The sequence below is a fragment of the Allobosea sp. P1_B10 genome (assembly GCF_056406735.1).
On record NZ_JBFTZP010000025.1, the window covers coordinates 1 to 19579 of the forward strand.

General features: G+C 62.6%; 20 protein-coding genes and 3 pseudogenes. 9 read left to right on the forward strand and 14 right to left on the reverse strand.

The annotated features are described in order from the left end of the window. The 3 genes and pseudogenes from AC1D2L_RS25105 to AC1D2L_RS25115 all read left to right on the forward strand — a co-directional run. Positions 1 to 579 (forward strand): outer membrane protein (locus AC1D2L_RS25105; RefSeq protein WP_476848631.1); only part of this gene is annotated, 579 nt, incomplete at its 5' end. Positions 580 to 982: 403 nt separating this feature from the next. Beyond that, a pseudogene (locus tag AC1D2L_RS25110) lies at positions 983 to 2172 on the forward strand (IS3 family transposase). Positions 2173 to 2426: 254 nt separating this feature from the next. After that, positions 2427 to 2984: a dihydrofolate reductase family protein gene (locus tag AC1D2L_RS25115; RefSeq protein WP_476848632.1), complete on the forward strand. Its 558-nt coding sequence runs from the start codon at positions 2427 to 2429 to the stop codon at positions 2982 to 2984. A gap of 247 nt (positions 2985 to 3231) precedes the next feature. Here AC1D2L_RS25115 and AC1D2L_RS25120 read toward each other — a convergent pair whose 3' ends face one another. From AC1D2L_RS25120 to AC1D2L_RS25145, 6 genes are all read right to left on the reverse strand, one after another. Further along, complete coding sequence (locus AC1D2L_RS25120) at positions 3232 to 4200, reverse strand: HAD family hydrolase (RefSeq protein ID WP_476848647.1); 969 nt, start codon at positions 4198 to 4200, stop codon at positions 3232 to 3234. Positions 4201 to 4328: 128 nt separating this feature from the next. After that, a complete protein-coding gene (locus AC1D2L_RS25125; RefSeq protein ID WP_476848633.1) occupies positions 4329 to 5252 on the reverse strand; it encodes a formylglycine-generating enzyme family protein in 924 nt (307 codons plus the stop codon). 112 nt (positions 5253 to 5364) lie between these two features. Continuing rightward, complete coding sequence (locus tag AC1D2L_RS25130; RefSeq protein ID WP_476848634.1) at positions 5365 to 6156, reverse strand: hypothetical protein; 792 nt, start codon at positions 6154 to 6156, stop codon at positions 5365 to 5367. An 83-nt stretch (positions 6157 to 6239) separates the two neighbouring features. Beyond that, complete coding sequence (locus tag AC1D2L_RS25135) at positions 6240 to 6443, reverse strand: hypothetical protein (protein WP_476848635.1); 204 nt, start codon at positions 6441 to 6443, stop codon at positions 6240 to 6242. A gap of 14 nt (positions 6444 to 6457) precedes the next feature. Continuing rightward, positions 6458 to 6772 (reverse strand): hypothetical protein, encoded by a 315-nt coding sequence (locus AC1D2L_RS25140; protein ID WP_476848636.1) that lies wholly within the window; start codon positions 6770 to 6772, stop codon positions 6458 to 6460. Further along, positions 6773 to 8440 (reverse strand): arylsulfatase, encoded by a 1668-nt coding sequence (locus AC1D2L_RS25145; RefSeq protein WP_476848648.1) that lies wholly within the window; start codon positions 8438 to 8440, stop codon positions 6773 to 6775. Positions 8441 to 9300: 860 nt separating this feature from the next. Between AC1D2L_RS25145 and AC1D2L_RS25150 the strand changes: the two are divergent. Together AC1D2L_RS25150 and AC1D2L_RS25155 are read left to right on the forward strand one after the other, a co-directional pair. Next, positions 9301 to 9504 (forward strand): annotated as a pseudogene (locus AC1D2L_RS25150) (helix-turn-helix domain-containing protein); the annotation flags it as partial. Between the two features lie 58 nt (positions 9505 to 9562). Further along, positions 9563 to 10676 (forward strand): annotated as a pseudogene (locus AC1D2L_RS25155) (IS3 family transposase). A gap of 7 nt (positions 10677 to 10683) precedes the next feature. On the opposite strand, the gene AC1D2L_RS25160 reads toward AC1D2L_RS25155, so the two are convergent. The 4 genes from AC1D2L_RS25160 to AC1D2L_RS25175 all read right to left on the reverse strand — a co-directional run bounded on the left by AC1D2L_RS25160 (position 10684) and on the right by AC1D2L_RS25175 (position 13224). Further along, a complete protein-coding gene (locus AC1D2L_RS25160) occupies positions 10684 to 11040 on the reverse strand; it encodes a hypothetical protein (RefSeq protein ID WP_476848637.1) in 357 nt (118 codons plus the stop codon). A gap of 129 nt (positions 11041 to 11169) precedes the next feature. Beyond that, the gene (locus AC1D2L_RS25165) at positions 11170 to 11904 is read right to left on the reverse strand and encodes a dienelactone hydrolase family protein (protein WP_476848638.1); all 735 of its coding nucleotides are present in this window, start codon (positions 11902 to 11904) and stop codon (positions 11170 to 11172) included. Positions 11905 to 11941: 37 nt separating this feature from the next. Continuing rightward, on the reverse strand, positions 11942 to 12595 hold the full coding sequence (locus AC1D2L_RS25170) for a ferritin-like domain-containing protein (RefSeq protein WP_476848639.1): 654 nt from the start codon (positions 12593 to 12595) through the stop codon (positions 11942 to 11944). 38 nt (positions 12596 to 12633) lie between these two features. Further along, complete coding sequence (locus AC1D2L_RS25175; RefSeq protein WP_476848640.1) at positions 12634 to 13224, reverse strand: ferritin-like domain-containing protein; 591 nt, start codon at positions 13222 to 13224, stop codon at positions 12634 to 12636. A gap of 527 nt (positions 13225 to 13751) precedes the next feature. On the opposite strand from AC1D2L_RS25175, the gene AC1D2L_RS25180 reads away from it, so the two are divergent. Together AC1D2L_RS25180 and AC1D2L_RS25185 are read left to right on the forward strand one after the other, a co-directional pair. After that, on the forward strand, positions 13752 to 15350 hold the full coding sequence (locus tag AC1D2L_RS25180; RefSeq protein ID WP_476848641.1) for a sensor histidine kinase: 1599 nt from the start codon (positions 13752 to 13754) through the stop codon (positions 15348 to 15350). Between the two features lies 1 nt (position 15351). Beyond that, positions 15352 to 15801 (forward strand): response regulator, encoded by a 450-nt coding sequence (locus AC1D2L_RS25185; protein ID WP_476848642.1) that lies wholly within the window; start codon positions 15352 to 15354, stop codon positions 15799 to 15801. A 34-nt stretch (positions 15802 to 15835) separates the two neighbouring features. On the opposite strand, the gene AC1D2L_RS25190 is transcribed toward AC1D2L_RS25185, so the two are convergent. Together AC1D2L_RS25190 and AC1D2L_RS25195 are read right to left on the reverse strand one after the other, a co-directional pair. Beyond that, complete coding sequence (locus AC1D2L_RS25190) at positions 15836 to 17008, reverse strand: sensor histidine kinase (protein ID WP_476848643.1); 1173 nt, start codon at positions 17006 to 17008, stop codon at positions 15836 to 15838. A gap of 101 nt (positions 17009 to 17109) precedes the next feature. Beyond that, entirely contained in the window at positions 17110 to 17478 is a 369-nt protein-coding gene (locus AC1D2L_RS25195; protein WP_476848644.1) for a sensor histidine kinase, read from the reverse strand. Positions 17479 to 17579: 101 nt separating this feature from the next. On the opposite strand from AC1D2L_RS25195, the gene AC1D2L_RS25200 reads away from it, so the two are divergent. Continuing rightward, positions 17580 to 18068, forward strand: coding sequence for a hypothetical protein (locus tag AC1D2L_RS25200; RefSeq protein ID WP_476848645.1), 489 nt, complete (start codon positions 17580 to 17582; stop codon positions 18066 to 18068). On the opposite strand, the gene AC1D2L_RS25205 is transcribed toward AC1D2L_RS25200, so the two are convergent. Together AC1D2L_RS25205 and AC1D2L_RS25210 are read right to left on the reverse strand one after the other, a co-directional pair. Continuing rightward, a complete protein-coding gene (locus AC1D2L_RS25205; RefSeq protein ID WP_476848646.1) occupies positions 17967 to 19067 on the reverse strand; it encodes a YihY/virulence factor BrkB family protein in 1101 nt (366 codons plus the stop codon). The genes AC1D2L_RS25200 and AC1D2L_RS25205 overlap by 102 nt on opposite strands. Beyond that, on the reverse strand, positions 19051 to 19482 hold the full coding sequence (locus tag AC1D2L_RS25210; protein ID WP_476848650.1) for a hypothetical protein: 432 nt from the start codon (positions 19480 to 19482) through the stop codon (positions 19051 to 19053). The genes AC1D2L_RS25205 and AC1D2L_RS25210 overlap by 17 nt, the downstream gene beginning before the upstream one ends. On the opposite strand from AC1D2L_RS25210, the gene AC1D2L_RS25215 reads away from it, so the two are divergent. Further along, positions 19415 to 19579, forward strand: a 165-nt coding sequence (locus AC1D2L_RS25215; RefSeq protein WP_476848649.1) for a transposase, incomplete at its 3' end; no start/stop codon positions are given. The genes AC1D2L_RS25210 and AC1D2L_RS25215 overlap by 68 nt on opposite strands.

Consider the following 19579-nt stretch of genomic DNA (forward strand, 5'->3'; position numbering starts at 1 on the left):
GGATGGGGTGATTCAGGAGGTGTCATCGTCACGGGCCCGACGGCTGTCTCGTCGGCCTCGTTGGGTGGTGGCAGCAGCGACGGCCGGTTCGTCGGTGGTGCCCAGATCGGCTATAACTGGCAATCTGGCGCAATCGTGTACGGCCTCGAGACCGACATCCAGTATGTCGACGCGGGGGGCGGCGGTGTCGCCTGGGGCCCCTATACATGGTGGGGCGGCGGGGGCAGTGGCGATGGCGCCTATTTCGGCACCGTTCGCGCCCGCCTGGGCTACGCCTTCGACCGGACCCTGATCTACATCACGGGCGGCTTGGCCTATGGTGGCCTCAACACTAACCCKATCACCGGAAACTCCACGAGCAATACCGGCTGGACCATCGGTGGCGGTGTCGAATATGCCTTCACCAACAACTGGACCTTCAAGGTGGAGGGACTTTACGTTGATACCGGCGAGGGAAGCGAGACACGGACCTTTATTAACCCGGTAGGCGGTGCCCTTCCGGCTGGGGTCTATACCGCGACAACCAGTGGTGGTGGCGGCGCCGGGCTTCTTCGCGTCGGCGTGAACTACAAGTTCTGAGACCGACACAAGGACCTGGAAGCAGCCCGGCGCTTTGCTCCGGGCTGCTTAGACCGCCCAGCTCGCTCAATCCTCAGATTGCAGCAACATGTAGGCCGGCTTCCCGATTTCCAGCAAAACAGTCGATGTCTTCGGCTGGAAACTTGCGCATAGTTGTCTGGTCCATCCTTGCTTGCGATTGGTAGACGCGATGCTGTCGGCAAGGGCATGGTAAGGCTCTCGCCATTTGGATCGCCAATCTTAACAATAAGTAAGCCCTCTGCGAGGCGAGTCGGCGTCTTTGCGCCAACTGTTCGAAGCCATGTATAATTCTTGGCCGCCGAATGCCCGGTCGTAAAATTGGCCTGCCCCGTGAAAAGTGGTCCTCCCTGAGGTAGGCTTTTGAGCCTTGGAGGATGCCGCGATGCCGCAGAAGAAGTACAAGCCTGAAGAGATCGTCGCGAAGTTGCGCCAGGTCGACGTGCTGTTGTCCCAGGGGCGCCCGGTCGCGGAGGCGATCCGGGCCATCAGCGTAACGGCATTCACCTATTACCGCTGGCGCAATGAGTTTGGCAGGCTGAAATCCGATCAGGTGAAGCGACTGCAGGATCTGGAGAAGGAGAACGAGCGGCTGTGCAAAGCCATTTCAGATCTGACGCTGGAGAAGCTCATTCTCAAGGAGGCTGCCTCGGGAAACGTCTGAGCCCCGCCCGTCGTCGCCGCTGCATCGACCGCGCCATGATGAAGTTCGGCGTGTCGGAGCGGTTGGCGTGCCGGGTTCTGGGGCAGCATCGATCTACGCAAAGCAAGGTTCCGAAGGGCCGCACCGACGATGCGGCGCTGACCGCCGACATTGTGGAGTTCGCCACCCGGTATGGCCGTTACGGCTAACGCCGGATCGCAGCGATGCTGCGCTCGTCAGGCTGGGCCGGGAACGTCAAACGTGTCGAACGGATCTGGCGGCGGGAAGGGCTCAAGGTGCCCGCAAGGCAACCGAAGAAGGGCCGCTTATGGCTGAACGATGGATCCTGCGTTCGGCTGCGACCGGAGTATCCCAACCATGCTTGTTCCTACGACTTTGTCGAGGATCGCACCCATAATGGCCGGAGGTTTCGCATGTCGCGACAAACGCTTGCGTTTGCGCAGACGTGATCGACGAGTTCACCCGGGAATGCATCGCGATCCGGATCGACCGGAAGCTGAAATCCACCGATGTCATCGATGTCCTGTCGGACCTCTTCATCCTGCGCGGCGTGCCAGGGCATGTTCGTTCGGATAATGGTCCCGAGTTCGTCGCCAAAGCAGAGCGGGGGTGGATCACAGCGGTCGGCGCGAAGACGGCCTTCATCGAGCCAGGCTTGCCTTGGGAGAACGGCCACTGCGAGAGCTTCACCTCCAAGCTTCGCGACGAGTTCCTCAACGGCGAGATCTTCTACAGCCTCGCCGAGGCTCGGATCGCCATCGAGGGCTGGGTCAGCACTACAATACCGGCGCCCGCACTCCTCGCTCGGCTACAAGCCGCCAGCACCGCTCGCTGTGGTGTTGCCGGCGGCGCAAACCCAACCCACCTCGCCGGACACCTCAACCGTGGCCGCCAAGCCCACCATGCATTAGATTAGAACCGGGCCAACGGTCGGTAAGATTGTCAACACGGCTGTCATCCGCCTCTATTAGCCAAATGCACGTTCCTGGAAATGGCCGTTAGTTGGAACCTGAGCAAATGCGCCACAAGCGGTCGTTGGGTGTTGGCGAGGTAGCGGACCTTCACCGTGCGCTCGTCGAGAGCCGGGCGCGCCACCCACCGCGGAACCGGAATCGGCGGGAGCAATAGCCTACGTCTTTTCGACCTGATGGCTTAGGCTCGTCGCATGGGACTGTTGACCTTCAGCATAAACGTCACCCTGGACGGCTGCGTCGATCATCGAGAGGGAATCGCCGACGACGAGACGCACGCGTTTTTCACCCGCCTTATGGACGAGCGCGGGGCAATGCTGTGGGGCCGTATCACCTACGAGATGATGGAAAGCTACTGGCCGGCGGTAGCTCGCGGCGACGTGGAGGCGCCGCCGACGATCCGAGAGTGGGCCGTCAAGCTGGAGGACAAGCCGAAATACGTAGTGTCGTCGACGCGCAAGGATTTCCCGTGGAGCAACAGCCACCTTGTCGCCGAGGACCTGCGAACAGGCGTGCAGAGGCTCAAGGACGCGACCCCGGCGGGCGTGCTGCTCGGTAGCGGCAAGCTTGCGACCGAGCTGGACCGGCTGGATCTGATCGACGAGTACAAGTTCCTCATCCATCCCAGGATCGCCGGCCACGGCCCGACGCTGTACCAGGACGGGCTGCTCAGCACGCGACGGCTCGCGCTCGTCTCGGCGAAGCCGCTTCGCAATGGTGCGGTCGCCATGCACTACCGGCGCGAACGCTGACTGAAGACAGCCTCTCACATACAGCATAGGGAGCCGGCCGGTTGCTCAGGTGGGGACCTCGGGGCAGCCTCGCGCCACAACGAGACACTGCGGCACAGCCAAGATGCTGACATTGGTCAGCGATGCATTTTCACGCCACCTTTGAGGCATCGCCGGTGAGCGGTGCCCCTTGTCGGGTCAAAGCGCTCGATCTCTGCGCTCGTCTGGAGCGTAGTACGCCAACGTCACGGCGAAACCGTTCGAGGTCTCAATCCTGGAACTGGAAGACCTTTTTCCAATCGCGCTTCATATCGACGACGGTCCACTGATTGGCTGTTGCGGCGTCGAGCGCCTTGTCGAGTTTGCCGAAATGCGCCTGACGGTCATAGGAGAACTCGCGTTCGGCATCGGTGTGGTGAACGATCAGGCCGAAGCGCGGCCCACCTGACATTGTGGTCCATTGCAGCATTTCGAGATCGCCATCTGAATTCCCGAACGCCGCGATGGGACGCCGGCCGATCTGCTGGTTGATCCCGATGGGCTTGCCGCTCTTGTCGTCGATGAAGTTGATCTGCGGCAGACGGAAGATCGTTGGCCGGCCGTCACGCATCTCGAATGTCGTCTTGATCGAGGAGCCGACAACCTGCTCGGGAGGGATGCCGTACACCCTCTCGGTCCATGGCCGCATGAACTCGACGCCGCCACCGGAGACGATGTAGGTCTTGAAGCCGTTCGCCCGGAGATAGGTGAGCAACTCCAGCATCGGCTGGTAAACCAACTCGGTATAGGGGCGCTTGAAGCGCGGGTGGCGCGCGGTGGCGAGCCATTCCAAGGCGATTCTCGCGAACTCGTCCGAAGTCATGCCGGCATGAGTTACCGCGATCAGTTGCATCAGGCCCTGCTCGCCCGAAGCCGCGAGCGCGCTCATATCGCCATCGAGGACCGCCTTGAAAGGTTGCCTGGTCTTCCATCCGGGATTTTGCGGAGCGAACATCCTGACTCGATCCAGAACAAACGCGAGTTGCACGTACATCGGTTGCTCAGCCCACAATGTGCCGTCGTTGTCGAACACCGCGATGCGCTCGCCCGGCGCCACAAAGTCGGCGCCACCTTGTGACGTGACACGCGCGACGAAGCTTGTGATCGATGACTTGGCCGAGCCATCATTCCAGGACGACAGCGGGTCGGACTGCGCCAGCGCAACTGACGGGCGCAGCGGTCCGATCAGAACAGGCATCGCAGTCAATACCGAGAGCAGCACGCGACGATTCAGACCGGCGCTGCAAAACAGATCGGATTTCATTTCGATCTCCATCAATGGAAGCTCGCTGACGGTGGCGCGGGCGCTTGCTGCTGTTCCTGAGACTATTGTGCTGTTGGCGGTCTCCAGACACAGCGGAAGCCAAGATGACTGGTCGAGGTATCGACCGGTTCCGCATGGCGTGCGGCGGGCCGGTAGCGGCGGCAATAGTTGGGCGCGCAAAGGTGAGAGCCGCCCTTGATCACTTTGCGCGGGATTTTGATCTCCGGCAGGTCGGGATCGTAGCTGCCGTCTTCGAGGCCGCCCCGAGGATTGTGCGGAATGCAGCAGGTCTTCCGGGAATCGGCCTGGTGCTTTGGCGCGTACCAGTCGGTGGTCCATTCCCAGACGTTGCCGATCATGTCCTGTAGGCCGTAGCCGTTCGGCGGAAAGGCCGTGACCGGCGAGGTGCGTTCGAAGCCATCCTCACCCAGGTTCTGAGAGGGAAATTCGCCTTGCCAGGTGTTTGCCATATGGCGTCCGCCGGGAGCGAATTCATCGCCCCAGGCATATTCGGCACCGTCCAGCCCGCCGCGTGCGGCAAACTCCCATTCAGCCTCGGTGGGCAGGTCTTTGCCGGCCCAGCGCGCATAGGCGAGAGCGTCGGCGAAGGCCACATGGACAACCGGGTGATTGTCGAGCGCGTTGATGGTGCTCCGGGGGCCATAGGGGCGGCGCCAGTTCGCCCCTTTCATCAGCCTCCACCAGTGATGGAAATCGCGTCGGTCGACGGGGCCCGCAGGCTGGCAGAACACCAGGGAACCTGCGTAGAGCATTTGCGACGACGTGCCAGGATAGTCATCCGCATCGGGAGCTATTTCCGCAAAGGTGACATGGCCGGTCGCTTTGACGAACGCCTTGAACTGCCGGTTTGTCACGGGCGTTCGATCCATCCAGAAGCCGTCGACTGTTACGAGATGGGCCGGTGCCTCCTCCGGATAGTGGCGATCGGACCCCATGCGGAATCTCCCGCCAGGCACGCCAATCATGTCGGCTGGTGGCGCAGCCTTGCAACAGACATCGTCGCCCCCTGGAACCGCAGATACCGTTCGGCCAGCAATGTCCAAGCCTGTCATGACATCCCCATCGGAACTGGCGGGGTCAGAAGTGATAGGCAATGCTCGAAAAGACACCGTGCTGGGTCGTGCGATAGGTGAACCCGTCGTTACGGTAGTCGGTGTAGATCGCCCGATATCCCACGGCTGTGGAAATTGAATTTGTCCAGCGATAGCCGATGGTTACAAGGCCCTGAGCCGTGAATCGCGATCCAACCCCAAAGCCGCCGACATCACCGAGGAGATTGGCAAACCAGCGCTCGTTTATCCGCCAGGTCGCGGCGAACCCCACGGTCGGATCGACCCATTGCTCGAGGCTGCGCCGGCTGAGCGTGACGGGAATCAATCCGGGCGACGCTTCGATCTCTGCCGTCAGGCGCTGGTAGCGCAGGCCTGCGGTCGCATAGACGTCGAGATCCGGTCCGCCGATCGGCAGCCTGTAGCCGACGAGTGCCGAGGCGATCAGCTGCCGCATCTTGAAGTCGACCTTCGTCCCCGGCGCGATCGCGGCGAGGGTCGGGTGGCGTATTCCAGGAGGTCTGACGATAGCGTCATCCGACAGCGCCGCCCAGACGATGTCGGTGAGGATCAGCCAGTCGCCCTTCTTGGCGAGGAACGACGCCATAAGCGCGCCGTTGAGGTCCTTCAAAACGTCGCCAAAGCTCATATCGACTTTGACCGGCGGCAGGTCTCTGACGCCGACGCGGCCGTTGAGTGCGGTCGCCCAGCCATAGCCCGTGGCCTGGAACTGCCAGACTGACGGAGGCTGCGGCAGAACAACGGGGACAGGAAATGGATCCGCGCTGATGGCCGCCGTGGCTGCGAAGACGAACGCCAACGTGCCTCTCGAGGAACGTAACCAAAACCGTCGGCCCATTCTCGATCTGCGTCGCATGTCGCCTCCGGAAAGTGGCTGCTATTTCAGAAGCAGAAACTGGACTTGCGTCCTGACCTGCCCGGCGGCGTTCCCATTGGGTGTCGCTGCGGCACGCCGATCATGTTGGCGATCGGGCTGTGGGGGGCCTTGGCAAATTCGCCCGAACTCGGCTCCTCCGTGCCCGCCGGAGCGAACATGCGCATGGGCAACATGATGCTTGCAAAGGTTTTGCGTGCTGCCTGGTCCATCGCATTCGTTCGCATCAGTCACCGGTCGGCGCTTCGAGGAGATAGTTCCTCTGAAGCTGCGAACTCGCGGAGGGAGCGATCGTCTGACATTCGGTAAAATAGAAACTGCCGGGCGCCCGGTTGTACGGATTGGCGCAAATGCTGGCGAGCTCGGCCTGCTTCGACTGCGAAGACTGGCAGGCCGACAGGGCGAGAACCGCGAACATCGGCACAGAGATCAATCGAACAAAGTTCATATGCGCCTCTCTCCTGGCAACTGCGCGGCCGCTGAAGCTGGTCCGGGCCGCGTCGCTCGATCGCGGCCCGGTTTGCCGGCTGAGGCGGACCAATCAGTTTCCGGATGGCATCGGAAGACTGATGCCTTCCTTGGCAAGCAGATCGCGAACGCTCTGGAACTTCTCGTAATCCGAGAGCGTCATCGGGCCGGTATACGTCTCACTTTGCAACTTGCGCGGCGGATACTGCACATAGGTCTTCATCAGGTCCTTGATCGTTTCACTGATCGTCACCATGGTCCAGGTGCGTTCGGTATAGTTGTTCATGAAGATGTCGTAGCGCTCCTGGGGATCCTGCCACAGGTCGAAGACCTGCGGCACCGTAGCGACGTATTTCTCTGCTCCCTTCCAACCCAGATTGGTATCGACGGCCAAGCCGCCGGTGGACACGCCGTTGTCACCACGCAGGTTGAACACTGCCTTGTAGTTGCCGACACGCGCGGCGCCCGGCGACAGTTCATTCTCGGTGAAATAGAACCACGATGTCCGCGGTGAAGGGCCGGTACCGAAGAGGACCGGAGACAGGTCAAAGCTGTCGAAGATGATCGGCTGATTGGCGCGGTCCTGCGTCGGCATCCGCGCTCCGCCGACTGCGGCGAATGTCGCCATCAGATCCAGACCGCCGGTGATCTCGTGGTTCTTCGAGTTCGCCGCGATCTTGCCCGGCATCCAGGCGATTGCGGGAACGCGGTTCCCGCCTTCGCGAAGCGTACCCTTGGTGCCGCGGAAGGGCGTGTAGCCGGCGTCAGGATACACGTCCTGCCAGGCGCCGTTGTCGGTGGTGTAGAACACCAGCGTGTTGGCGGCGAGCCTGGGGTTCGAACGGACCTTGTCCATGATGCGGCCGATCCGCGCGTCGAGTTCATGCACGGAGTCGGCATACTTGCTCTTGGACATCGACTTATGGACGTAGTCTGGATGCGGCATGTTCGGCTGATGCACCTTCATGAAATTGATGCTCATGAAAATCGGCTCGGCCGAGTTCGCATTGCGGTCGATGTAGTCGAGCGCCGCTTTTTCGACGTAGCCGTCGAAGAAGGGGATTCCGACCACGCCCTGTGCCGGCGTGTCGACATATTGCCCGTTGATCTTGAATTCTTCTCGTGCCGGTTGCCCGGCATTGCCCGAGAGCGCGCCCTTGGTCACCCGCTGGAACATCGCCCTGAGTTCCGGCGCCATGTCAGGGAACCAGGTCGGGTCCGCGTAGGTGTAAGCATTGAGGTGATACAGGCCGCAATACTTCATCTCGTCATAGCCCTGCGCGTTGGGCAGCGCGTAATCGGCCTCGCCAAGGTGCCACTTTCCGGTGAAGAACGTCCTGTAGCCGCTGGTCTTCAACACTGACGCGAGCGTCCATTCTGCAGCCGGGAGGCCGCCGCCCTGGCCCTGGAATGCAACGGTCGTCATGCCGCTGCGGTTGGGGATGCGCCCCGTCTGCATGGCTGCGCGCCCCGGCGTACAGCTGGGTTGGGCATAGAAGGAAAAGAACGTCATGCCCTCCGCCGCCAGCCTGTCGATGTTGGGGGTCGGCATGCCGCGGCCGATACCGCCACCATAGGGGCCGAGATCGCCGTAACCAGTGTCGTCGGACACGATCATGATGATGTTCGGCTTTTGGGCTGAGGCTGGCGGTTGTTGCTGCGCGAGCGCAGGGATGACCGCGCCCGCCGAAATTGCCACGCTGGCGCAAAAACCGAGCAATCCGCGTCGACAGATCGTCATGCCACGTCTCCATTTGCTGAATCGGGCAGGCCTTTGAGCAGGCCCAACAGCAATTGCCGCACACTTTGGAGGTCGGCACGGCAACGATTGGCGAGTTTAGAAGCCAACTGGCGGGGGTCTCTATTGTACCGAGGGACAATATCAGCATACGGGCCCAGGCGCGGCCGGGCTTTCATCCGAATGCTTAGAAATGCCTGTCGAAGGAGGCTGCCGACTGGAGCTGGAGGAAGATGCCTAACGCGAACATCAAAAGGCAGCCACGGCCCCGTTCGTGCGCTCGCACGAGCCTACCCCGACATCACTGCGAGGGGCTGATCGCCAGAGAGCGGACGGCGCCAAAGTCCGGAAGGCCAAGGATTCGAGCGCGCCGTCGCCAGCTTCCAAACTGAATGGTTCAGTTGCGGACATTGCCAGCGACTGCAATGGGCCAGCTGCAGAAGCACCGCACACGGCAACGGCCAACGCTTGCAACGAATCTGGGTGCTCGCCCTGTCCCAAATTCGACTGGACTTCGTTCGTTAAGCACGCATTGCTGTCTCGACGGCGACGCGGACTTGGCGCGCGATCTTCGATGATGACCCTGCCGGCTGCACGCTGGGGCGGGGTCACGGTGGTGCGGGGATGGCCCCGCCTCAAACCGCGAAGAGATCGCCATGCAGCGCCAACGCCGGAAGACCAAATCATCGCCCACCCACATCCCCTCGTCTGCGCCTGAACCGACGGCAGGGCAGAATGCAGCTGCCTCAGTCGTTGCTTTGCTTCGAGCCAGGCCACCCGCCCCAGCAGCAAGCTCGGCATTGTCCTAGGCCTGCTGCAGGCAGCAGAAGGCGCAAGCCTCGCCAGGCTCGCGGCCGTGACCGCCCAGGGCGACCTTCTATCGCTGGTATGATCGCTATCTCTCCGGCAGGGTCGAGGCGCTCGCCGATCATCACTCACGGCCCGACCGCGTCTGGAACCGGATTCCCGACCCAATCTGGGCCGAGATCGTCGAGCTGGCGCTGCGCGAAACGGAGCTGAGCCCACGCGAGCTGGCGGTGCGCTTCACCGACGAAAAGCGCTACTGGCCTGCTGCCGGTTTCGTGGACACCAAGATTGGGTGTTTCCTGAAGCCGGAGGTGGCATATGCAACGACGGAAGTTTGGGCGTGAATTCAAGATTGAGGCGGTCGGCTGATCAAGGACCGTGGGGTCAGCGTGGCGCAGGCGTCGCGCGATCTGGACGTGCACGAGAATGTGCTGCGCAAATGGGTTSGGGACTTCGCCGCCGATCCGRGGCAGGCCTTCCCAGGCCACGGTCAGGTAAAGCCTGAACAGCTCGAGATCGACAAGCTGCGGCGGGAGGTCGCCAAGCTCAAGGCGGAGCGTGACATTCTAAAAAAGGCCGCGGCCTACTTCGCGAAGGATGTGACATGAGGTTCACGTTCATCGCGAAGCACCGTGGTATCTGGCCGGTGACGTGGCTTTGTGAAGCGCTGGATGTGTCACGRTCGGGCTTCCATGCCTGGCTCAACCGGTCGCCGAGCAAGCGTGCGCGTGACGACGAGGAGGTTGGCACGAAGGTCCGGGCAAGCTTCATCGGCTCGGATCGCACCTATGGCGCGCGCCGTGTCTGGCGAGACGTGCTGGCTGAAGGCSTCGATTGTGGCCTGCATCGGATCGAGCGGTTGATGCGGGCGCAGGCGTTGCGCGCAAGGCCACGCCGACGAGGGCTGCCGAGGGATGAGGGCCAGCGGTCGACAATCGCTCCCAACACGCTCGATCGGGAGTTCCATGCCGAGCGGCCCAACCAGCGCTGGATCGCCGACTTCACCTATGTCTGGACCGCAGAGGGCTGGCTCTATGTTGCGGCCGTCATCGACCTCTTCTCCCGCCGGGTGGTCGGCTGGTCGATGAAGGCCGAGATGACCGCGCAGCTCGTCACCGACGCGCTCGTGATGGCGATCTGGCGTCGAGGCAAGCCAGACGCGCTGCTGCACCATTCGGATCAGGGGAGCCAATACACCAGCCAGCACTTCCAGGAGTTGCTGGCAGAAAACGGCGTCACCTGCTCGATGAGCCGGTCAGATGCCGCCGGCAACCGAGGCGATGCACAGCGGGACCGTGAACAGGATCGCCAGGGAAGGCGCAAAGCCGAATTGCAAGGCAAGCCCGACTGCGCCGATCTCCAAGGCCGCAACGGTCGACCCGCCCCCCGCTGCGCACATCAGCCACACCAGGATTGCCCGCATGCTGATTAACGGGCCGTCAGCGGTCGCGCTTACAAGCTGACACTAAATTGAGCGGTTCCGCCGGCACGGCTTGTGTTGGCCGAGAGTTCGCTGTCGATGCGCATCCCGAGGCCGACGGTTTGGCTGAGGCTGATGTCGGCGCCCTCAGTAAGAAGCGCCGCATTGCGGTGGGTTGGGCGCCGGTCGCCGCAAACCTGGCGCCGGGGAGGCCGTCGAGCGTGACGGCAAGCTCGGCATCGCGCTGGTGATAGTGCGCCCAAACGGCGCGCACGAAGCCGGTGACGGGAGAAGCGCCCGCGATGGGGTTGGCATCGAGTTGCAGGCCGAGTTCGCTGCGGTTGATTATGTCGGACCGACGCACCAACGTCAGCATGCCGGCGGTTGCTCCCACTCAATCGCGTTCGACTACGGAGCCAATCGCGGTGGCACCGTCGCGTGAACCGACCTCCGATCCCGACTACTGTGGCTCGGGACCGGACCGACAGCGACAACACCGAGACCATCATCCGATGTACCGGTTGAGAAATGCGGCAGTGCGCATTGCAGCGTCGGTCGATGCGGCGCCTCCAAAGCCGTGTCCTTCGCCAGGATAGATCTGCCGTTCGACAACTGCGCCGCGGGCTTTCAGCAGGGTCTCGATCGCGTAGGCGTTGGAGACCGAGACAAGCCGATCGGCATCGCCATGCAGGATCAAAGTCGGCGCGAAACGGCGAGAGCCCCGCAGTTGCCCCGGCAGATAACCGAAATAACTGACGACGGCCTTCACCCGCTTGTCCTGCGCCGAGAGAGCCAGCGCGAGCGCGCCGCCTAGCGAGACGCCGACAATGCCGACGCGATTGCGGGCCACGGCCGGGTCACCGACGATTTGGCTAAGCGCAGCGGAATTGGCCGCCAGCCATGTGGGAAACTTCGATTCCAGTTCGTCGTAAGCGGCGCGCCGATCGCCCGTGCTCTCAAGATAATGGGGTAGAAAAACCGTGAAGCCGGCAGACGCGATTGCTCGGGCCGCCGCTGCATATCGCCCGGGGTAGGTCAGGCCATCCGAGCCGTGCAGGAGCAGGACGGCCGCATGCGGAGCTCGACCAGGTGCATCGAAGCGCTCGATGGTGACAGCAGCTTTGGCAGAGGCGGTACGGGTCTGAGCGCTGGCCGACGCGGCCATCAGCGTGCAGGTGGTTCCTGCGATGAACGATCGACGATCCATGTTATGCTCCATTGCAAGCTTGCGGCGCCACACCCGACCTGGGCATGGCGCCGCTCGTTTGCTTCCGCGATCAGGCGACGATGAAAGGCCTGACGGCAGCGAGGACCTGCTGCTTGGTCATCGCCTTGTCGAAGGCGCCCTTCCAGGGCTTCACACCGCGTACGAGTCGGACCTCAGCGGCGTGCCGGGCTTCAACAGAGTGGATACGAAGCGCGGTAGTCAGGGCGGCGTTCGAGCCCATTAGGGCGGGGGCCTGACCAGCATAAGCCGCAACACCGGTGTCTTCGAACGTCTGCGCCACCGTGGCGAAGGTCTTGAAGTCGCGAAACACGTTGGCGTATTTGCCGCCAGCCGTGAAGTCGAACTGCGGCTTGGCCACTGCGCCTGCGCCGAGCGTCGAGCTGAGCAGGGTCACATGCGCCTGCTCATGCTCGCTGATCTGGCGGAACACCGGCGAGAAGCGATCGGGCACGACCCCGGCCTTCAGGCCCATATTGTAGAACTCGGCCTCCAGATATTCGAGCGTCAGCGCGAAATTGAGCACGTCTGCGACCTGCGCCGGCATGCCTTGGCCGAATGCCTGGGTGGAGACGGCCGCGAGCACGACGGGGACCGAGGCGACGGCGCCGAGCTTTCTGGCTGAGGAGAAGAAGAGATCGCGACGGGACGCCAGCGCGCCGGCGAGGTCTGGATCGAGCGTGGAGAGGAGGGTGTCGGTGTTCATGATGATGTCTTTCAAATGCGAGGCTGAACAGGCGGCGCTCAAGGAAGCTGCGACGCGGTGACCGGCGTTGCGATGAAGGGAGCAGCGGTGCGAAGGACCGTCGAAGGCGGGTTGGCAACATCGACACCGCCGCGCGTAATGACGTCGTCACCGGCAAACGCTACGGTGAAGGGCCGCAGCATGTCCCGGATCGTCGCGGCATGACGTGCCTCGACAGACACGATCGAGCCGGCGGCCGCGAGATATTTCGGGTTCTGGATCGCAGCACCACCGCCGTTATATGCGGAGACGCCGAGGTCCTCGAAGGTCATGGCCGTCTTCAGGACGCTCATGCGATCGCCGAAGTTCACTGCTGAGAAGTTGACCGCCAGATCGGGAATCCGATTGGCGCCGAGAGCCTTCTTGAAGAACTCGCGATGCGAGATCTCATGATTGCGGATGTCGGTCAGCAGGGTCCGCTCGTAGGCGTTCATGCCGGCGTAAGGACTGGCGATGACCTGCGTGTAGAACGCCGCTTCCAGCTGCTCCAAAGCGTAGGCGTAGTTCAGGACGCCAAGGTCGCCGCCACCGAGATCGACCGCACGGGATTGCGCAAAGGCCTCGCCAAGCTTGAGGCCAGGGACGTTCACGCCGAATGCGACCGCTGCAGCAGCAGCCGCGCTCGACCAACGTAGGAATGTGCGGCGGCTTCGGTCTGTGGCTAAATTTCTATCGTACGTTGCCATAATAGATCTCCAAATTTTGCTTCCAATCGACTGAAGAACTTGGAGATTAAAAAATAGTTCCAAAACAATTTACTTTATATTCTAACTCAAAATTTTAATACTAGAAAAAATCATAACTTTTCTTCCGTCAGGAGTTTTGACAGATTTTCATTGTCGCGTTGGTTGATTACGTGCCGCGCCGTGGACTGGATGCAGACTTGATCATAAATACTGGAAGGCCAGTGAGGCATGGTCGGGGCTCCCGCGATGCGCCCCTCACTTGGCAAGCGCGGGCAGGAGAAGCGCAGCCCTCATAAATTCTGGACTGCACCGGCAACAATCACCCCATCATTGCGGTTTGGCTCAGGCCAACGCATGAAAGCGTTTCACTCGGATGCCGGCTGACGTCTCCATGCATCGAATCTGTCCAACGCGATTGAGAGCCGGTGAGCGTGGCGAGCGATAACTTCCTGCACTTGAGAGATGAAGCCAAGGCGGACGCTGCCGCGCTTTTTGCGGGGGCCGGCGATGTACGTTCGTTCGCGCGTGATCTGGATTGGTTGCGCACCCCGCTTGGGCCGACGACTGGCTGGTCCCCAGCCCTACGGACAATGGCGCGGTCGATCTTCGATTCTCCTTTTCCGATCTGCCTATGGTCGGGCCCCCAGTTCGCCCTGATCTATAACGACGCCTACCGCAGGATCCTGACGGCCAAGCACCCTGCGGCGCTGGGCCAACCCGGTTCGGTTGTCTGGGCAGAGATCTGGGAGGAGTTGCAACCCCAGTTCGAGAGCGTTCGCGCGGGAGGCGAGCCGGTCTACTTCGAGGATGCCCCGTTTGTCATGGCGCGACTCGACGGTGGCGGCACCGAGACCGCCTGGTTCAATTACTCGCTGTCCCCTCTTCGTGACGAGGATGGCAGCGTCGCCGCCGTCCTCAATATCACGCCGGAAACAACCGCCCGCATTCTGGTCGAGAGGCGGCTCGCGAAGGAGCAGACCGCGCTTGCCGCGAGCGAGGCTCATGCCAGGCTCAACGTCGAGCGTGTCAAACTGGCGATGTCGGCGGGCGCGATTATCGGCACATGGGTTTGGGATCTCGTCGCCGATCAGTTCACGGTCGACGATGGGTTCGCTGCAACCTTCGCCATCGAGGGCATTGCCCGCACGGGCGATCTCACGCTCACCCGGATCATGACCGCTGTCCATCCTGAAGACCAAGCGGGCTTGAGCGTAGCGATCGAGGCCGCCATGGCACGAGGCGGCTCCTATGTGCATCAATATCGAACCAAGCGTGCGGACGGAGACTTTCTTTGGTTGGAAGCCAATGGTCGCGTCGATCTGGCGCCAGACGGCACTCCGACCAGCTTTTCAGGCGTTCTGATCGACATCGAGGACCGTCGGGCAGTCGATGCGGTGGTCAGGCAGCGCACCTTGGATCTAGAGGCGGCGTTGGACGCAAAGACACTCTTGCTGCACGAGGTCGATCATCGGGTGAAGAACAACCTGACGATGATCGGCGCCCTGCTGAGGCTCCAGTCCCGCCAGATCGACGATCCGGTGATCACCGCCAAGCTGGATGTCATCATGGAGCGGATCGACGCGCTGGCGACGGTTCATAGGCGGCTGTATCAGTCCGACGACGTCTCCAAGTTTGACATCGCGGGTTTCGCCGAGAGCATGGCGGCCGGCGTCATCGCAGCCAGCGGTCGCCGCGACATCAAACTCGTCGTGGATATCGAGCCTATCAAGGTCCAATCCGATTACGCGTCTTCGCTGGGCCTCGTACTTAACGAGATGCTTACCAACGTGATCAAACATGGCCTGAGCGATGGTCGAAGTGGAACGATCAAGCTGACCGCGCGTAGCAGTGGCGAGGGATACCTTCTCTCCGTGGAGGACAACGGTCACGGCATCGACCTGGACAGAATGGGCGACGGCTTGGGGCGCACCTTGATCTCCAGGTTGTCCAAGCAGGCGGGGGCCAAGGTCACGTGGTACCGGCTGGAGCGGGGCACGCGCGTCACGCTGACGAAGAAGAGCTCTCACTAGAATGCCGAAGTCGAAGCCCCTCAAGGTTCTGATAGTCGAGGACGAGGCCCTCCTGGCGATGGACGTTGAATCCATGGTCGAGGACGCCGGGCATGTCGTCGTCGGCGAGGCCGCTTCACTCTACGACGTCGAGGCGCTCAAGGCCGACATCGATCCGGACCTAGCCTTCGTCGACATGCACCTCGCCAGGGGGACGAATGGCCTGGACGTCAGCGCGCTGATCCAGAAGCGCTGGGCAGGCGCGATCATCGTCTTCGTGACGGCGAACCCGGCCAAGATCCCCCCGGATTTCGCGGGCGCCCACGGCGTGATCGCCAAGCCGTTCTCCCGGACCGCCTTCATGTCGGCGATCAACTACCTCGTCGATGGGATCATCGCGCCGCCTCCATCGAGCGAGAAGCCCGGTGATTTTGTGGCAGCTCTCTCCTTGACCAAAAGCTGGTCGGTCTGAAACGGACCGTCCGATCTTGGCTTCCGGTGACCGCCTAAGCCGAGATTGCAGTCAGCGGCAGCTTAATCGACACCACCACCCCCTCGTGCTGCCAATCGTGCGAGACCGCCCCGCCAAATTGACGGACGATGGTGCTGTCTAGCAGCCTGCTGCCGAAGCCGATGCGTTCCGGCGGGGCCTCGATCGCGGCACCGCCCCTCTCCTCCCAGCGGACCGACAGGTGGTCGTCCTCGACGCTCCAGGAAATCGCTACCGTGCCCTCGTCGGCCGCGAGCGCGCCGTACTTGATCGCGTTGGTGGCGAGCTCGTTGATCACCAGCGCCAGGCCGCTTATCGATTCCGGCTTGATCGACATAGTTGTTCCGACCAGGCCGAAGCGAAGGCCGTTGTCGGACTGGTGGGGTTCGATCACCGACCGGATGATCTGCTCGAACTGCGAGGTCGCCGCCGTCTCCTCCCGAGCCCATACCAGCTGGTGCGCACCCGCGAGCGCGTGAACCCTGCCAGACAGGCTCTTTGAGAAGTCGTCCATGTCCTTGGCGCTCTTGGCGCCGAAGCGGATCATGGTGTTAACGAGAGCGAACAGGTTCCTCACCCGGTGGCTCATCTCATGCGCCAGCGTCTCGGACCGCTCCAGCGCGTCGACGAGGCTTTTCTCCGTCCGCTGGACCCGCAGCGCGGTGGCGACGAACGTGGCCAACTCGGTGGCGATGCGGGCATGTCCGGCATGGAAATGGCCGGGCTGGTTGGACGAGATCCACAGCGTCCCGACGGGCTCCTTGGAGCCGATGAAGATCGGAACCAGCAACACCTCGGGCAGCGAGATGCCAGCGGCGGCAACCCATTCGTAGACTCGCTCCACATACTGCATCAGGACCGGACGCGTGCGGTCGAGGGTCACGCCGCAAGGGCTGTGGTGGCGCGGCGTCGTCGCGTTGTTGAACCGGGCGAGTTCGCCGCGCAGATGGTGCCAGCGGAAGATGGGGACCGGCTCGGCTTCGTAGATGCTGATGCCGGCGGTCTCGCCGCCCGTCATGCTCATCGCGAGCTCGACGAAGCGCGGCAGGACCTCTCCTGGGGCCTCGCCCATACGCAGGACCAGGTCCTGGATGGCTTTCTTCTCTTCGAGGTAGTCGGGCGAATCCACCGGCCGACAATCGAGCTCGTTGCTGATATCCACGTCGAAGATTGGATTGGTAGCCAGCATGTTTCGGTTCGCCCCCGGGGCTCAGCCATAGCCCGCGAGCGAGAAATTAGCCAGTCATCCCCGCGTGTAGGGGCCGGCTGGCCCTGGGAGGCGGGGACCGATCAGTCCTCGGTCAGGGCGTCGACCGGACATTCGAGCCTGAACACGACGCCGGACGGTGCGTACTCGATCGCGGCCTGGCCACTGAAGTATCCGGCCAGCGCACGCTCGATCATGCGGGAGCCGAAGCCGCGCTGGGTCGGCGCCGCCACGACGGGACCGCCGCCCTCGCGCCACTCGAACTTGAAGTCGCCGTCGGTCACCAACCAGGTCACCGCGATTTGCCCGGTGTCCTGGCTCAGGGCGCCGTACTTGATCGCGTTGGTCGCCAGTTCGTGCACGGCCAACGCCATGGCCAGCGCCGTCCTCGACGATAGCTCCAACTCGGGTCCCTGGAAGCTGAAGCGCGACAGGTCGCCGTGCGCCTTCACGCTCTCCTTGACGAGGAATTCGAGGTTCGCCTTGGCCCACGCCGTGGGGTCAGCAGATCTTGCGCAGCAGCCATCGTGGTGAGCCGGGAGCCGAACGCTTCTTGATCGCGACCACCTCAGGACCGCCGCGAGTGGCCAAGCCAACGAAAGACAAGCTGGTCCGGGAATGCGGTGTCGGACTGGTGGAAATCACCGTCGAAGGCGATGGACCTGAGCGCCTGCTGACGCTGTCCCTGCCGCCGGCGACCGTGACTTCTCTGACTGACGACGAGATCGCCGAGGTCGAGGAGATCCTCGGGCATGTGGTGGACCGCGATGCGACGCCGGCGATCATTGACGTCGGGGCGGCTTGGATCATAGCTCAACTTTCCTGCGTCGATGTCGTCCTCCGGCTGAGGCCCGACCTGGCACCCGCAGTAATCGGTAGCGCTGCCGATCAGACACGGTCAGCCGACGAGTTTGGCATCGATCTGCGCCACGGGTGGACGTCAGCCCTTGCGATCAGCGGCATCGGCGCCGCGAAGTCCGATAGGTTTGGCGGGTCCTTTCGTTGTGTCCTGGTCAGTCTGCCGTTCGGCCTCCGAGTTTAACTCCGCGCCGACGAGCACGATGGTGGCGGAGAGCCACATCCACGACAGGAGGCCGATGACCGCGCCGATAGTTCCGTAGGTCTCGTTGTAGTCCTCGAAATTCGCGACGTACCATGAGAACAGGAGCGAGCCGACCAGCCAGGCGACACTCGCGAAGATGGCGCCGGGGCTGACCCATTTCCATTGAGCTTCGTCCCGGCTGGGGCCGAACCGATAAAGCGCCGACAAGCCGGCCATAAGGACGGCGATCAGGAGGGGCCATCGGCCTGCCCATATCAGCCATTCGGCCGCGCTTCCCAGATGCAGGTAGTCGAGCGCGACCGGGACGGCGGCGACGCCGACGATGGCAAGAACAACGAATGACAGGATGCCCACGGTAAAGCACAGCGAAATCAGGTTCAATTTCAGGAACCCCCGCTTCTCATTCTCGCCGTAAGCCACGTTGAGCGCGTCGAAGACGGCCTTCACGCCGGCGTTCGCACTCCAGACCGCGAGACCCAGGCTGAGCAGGAACGCGACCCCGAGCTTGCCCGAACCGCCCTGCACGATCCGCCCGATCTGCTCCTGAAGGAAGGCGCCCGAGCCTGCGGGCAACAGGCCTTCCGCCGTGGCCACGTGGTCGGAGATGGTCGCAGGCTCAGCGACGAGGCCATAGAGCGAGACGATCGCCGTCAATGCCGGGAACAGCGCCAGCAGGGCGTAGAACGTCACGCCCGCGGCAACGGCGCGGACGCGGTCCTCATCCATCTGGCGATAGGTACGACGGGCGATTTCCCACCAACCTTTCGGGGGGATTTCGTGCGGCTTCTCCGCACTCGCCCCCTGCTGGGTCTTGTGGGCGGATTTCGCTTCGTTGTCGGCATCCCGCGCACTCACCGAGTCGCGCTGCAACGCGGAGATCGCCAAGACTGAGCCGAAACCGACCGCCAGGGCCACGGCGATGTCAGCAAGGGGCGCTTTCAGGCGGCCCGCCGTAAACTGATCAACGACGCGGCGCATGACGGATCTGCTCATCGTCGAGGACAGAGCTCAAACGTTCGCCATTTCGCCATGACCTTCTGGCCACCAGGAGCCCGGCGACGAGACCCGTCACCGCACCGCCGGCCAGAATCGCTGAACCGGTGACCCTGGGCAGGCGAGGCATGTCGGGCAGGGTCGCCGCCGCCTTGCCGACAACGTCATCCGGGTTCGACGCTCGGCTTAGGTAAAGCCCCAAGCCGATGCATCCGAGCGCGACGGCGAGTAAACCTCCGCCGATGATCAGAGCTGGCTCGGGAAAACTGGACATCGTGGGTAGGTGGATTTTCGGCCTGAACGCGGCATGATTGTCGTGAACAGGAGCGGATATGACGAGACGCGTGCGCCGGAACCACAGCCCGGTTTTCAAAGCGAAGGTCGCTTTGGCGGCGATCAAGGGCGAGAAGACGCTGGCCGAATTGGCTCAGCAGTTCGACGTCCACCCCAACCAGATCACGCAATGGCGCAGCCAACTCCTTGAAGGGGCTGCCGGT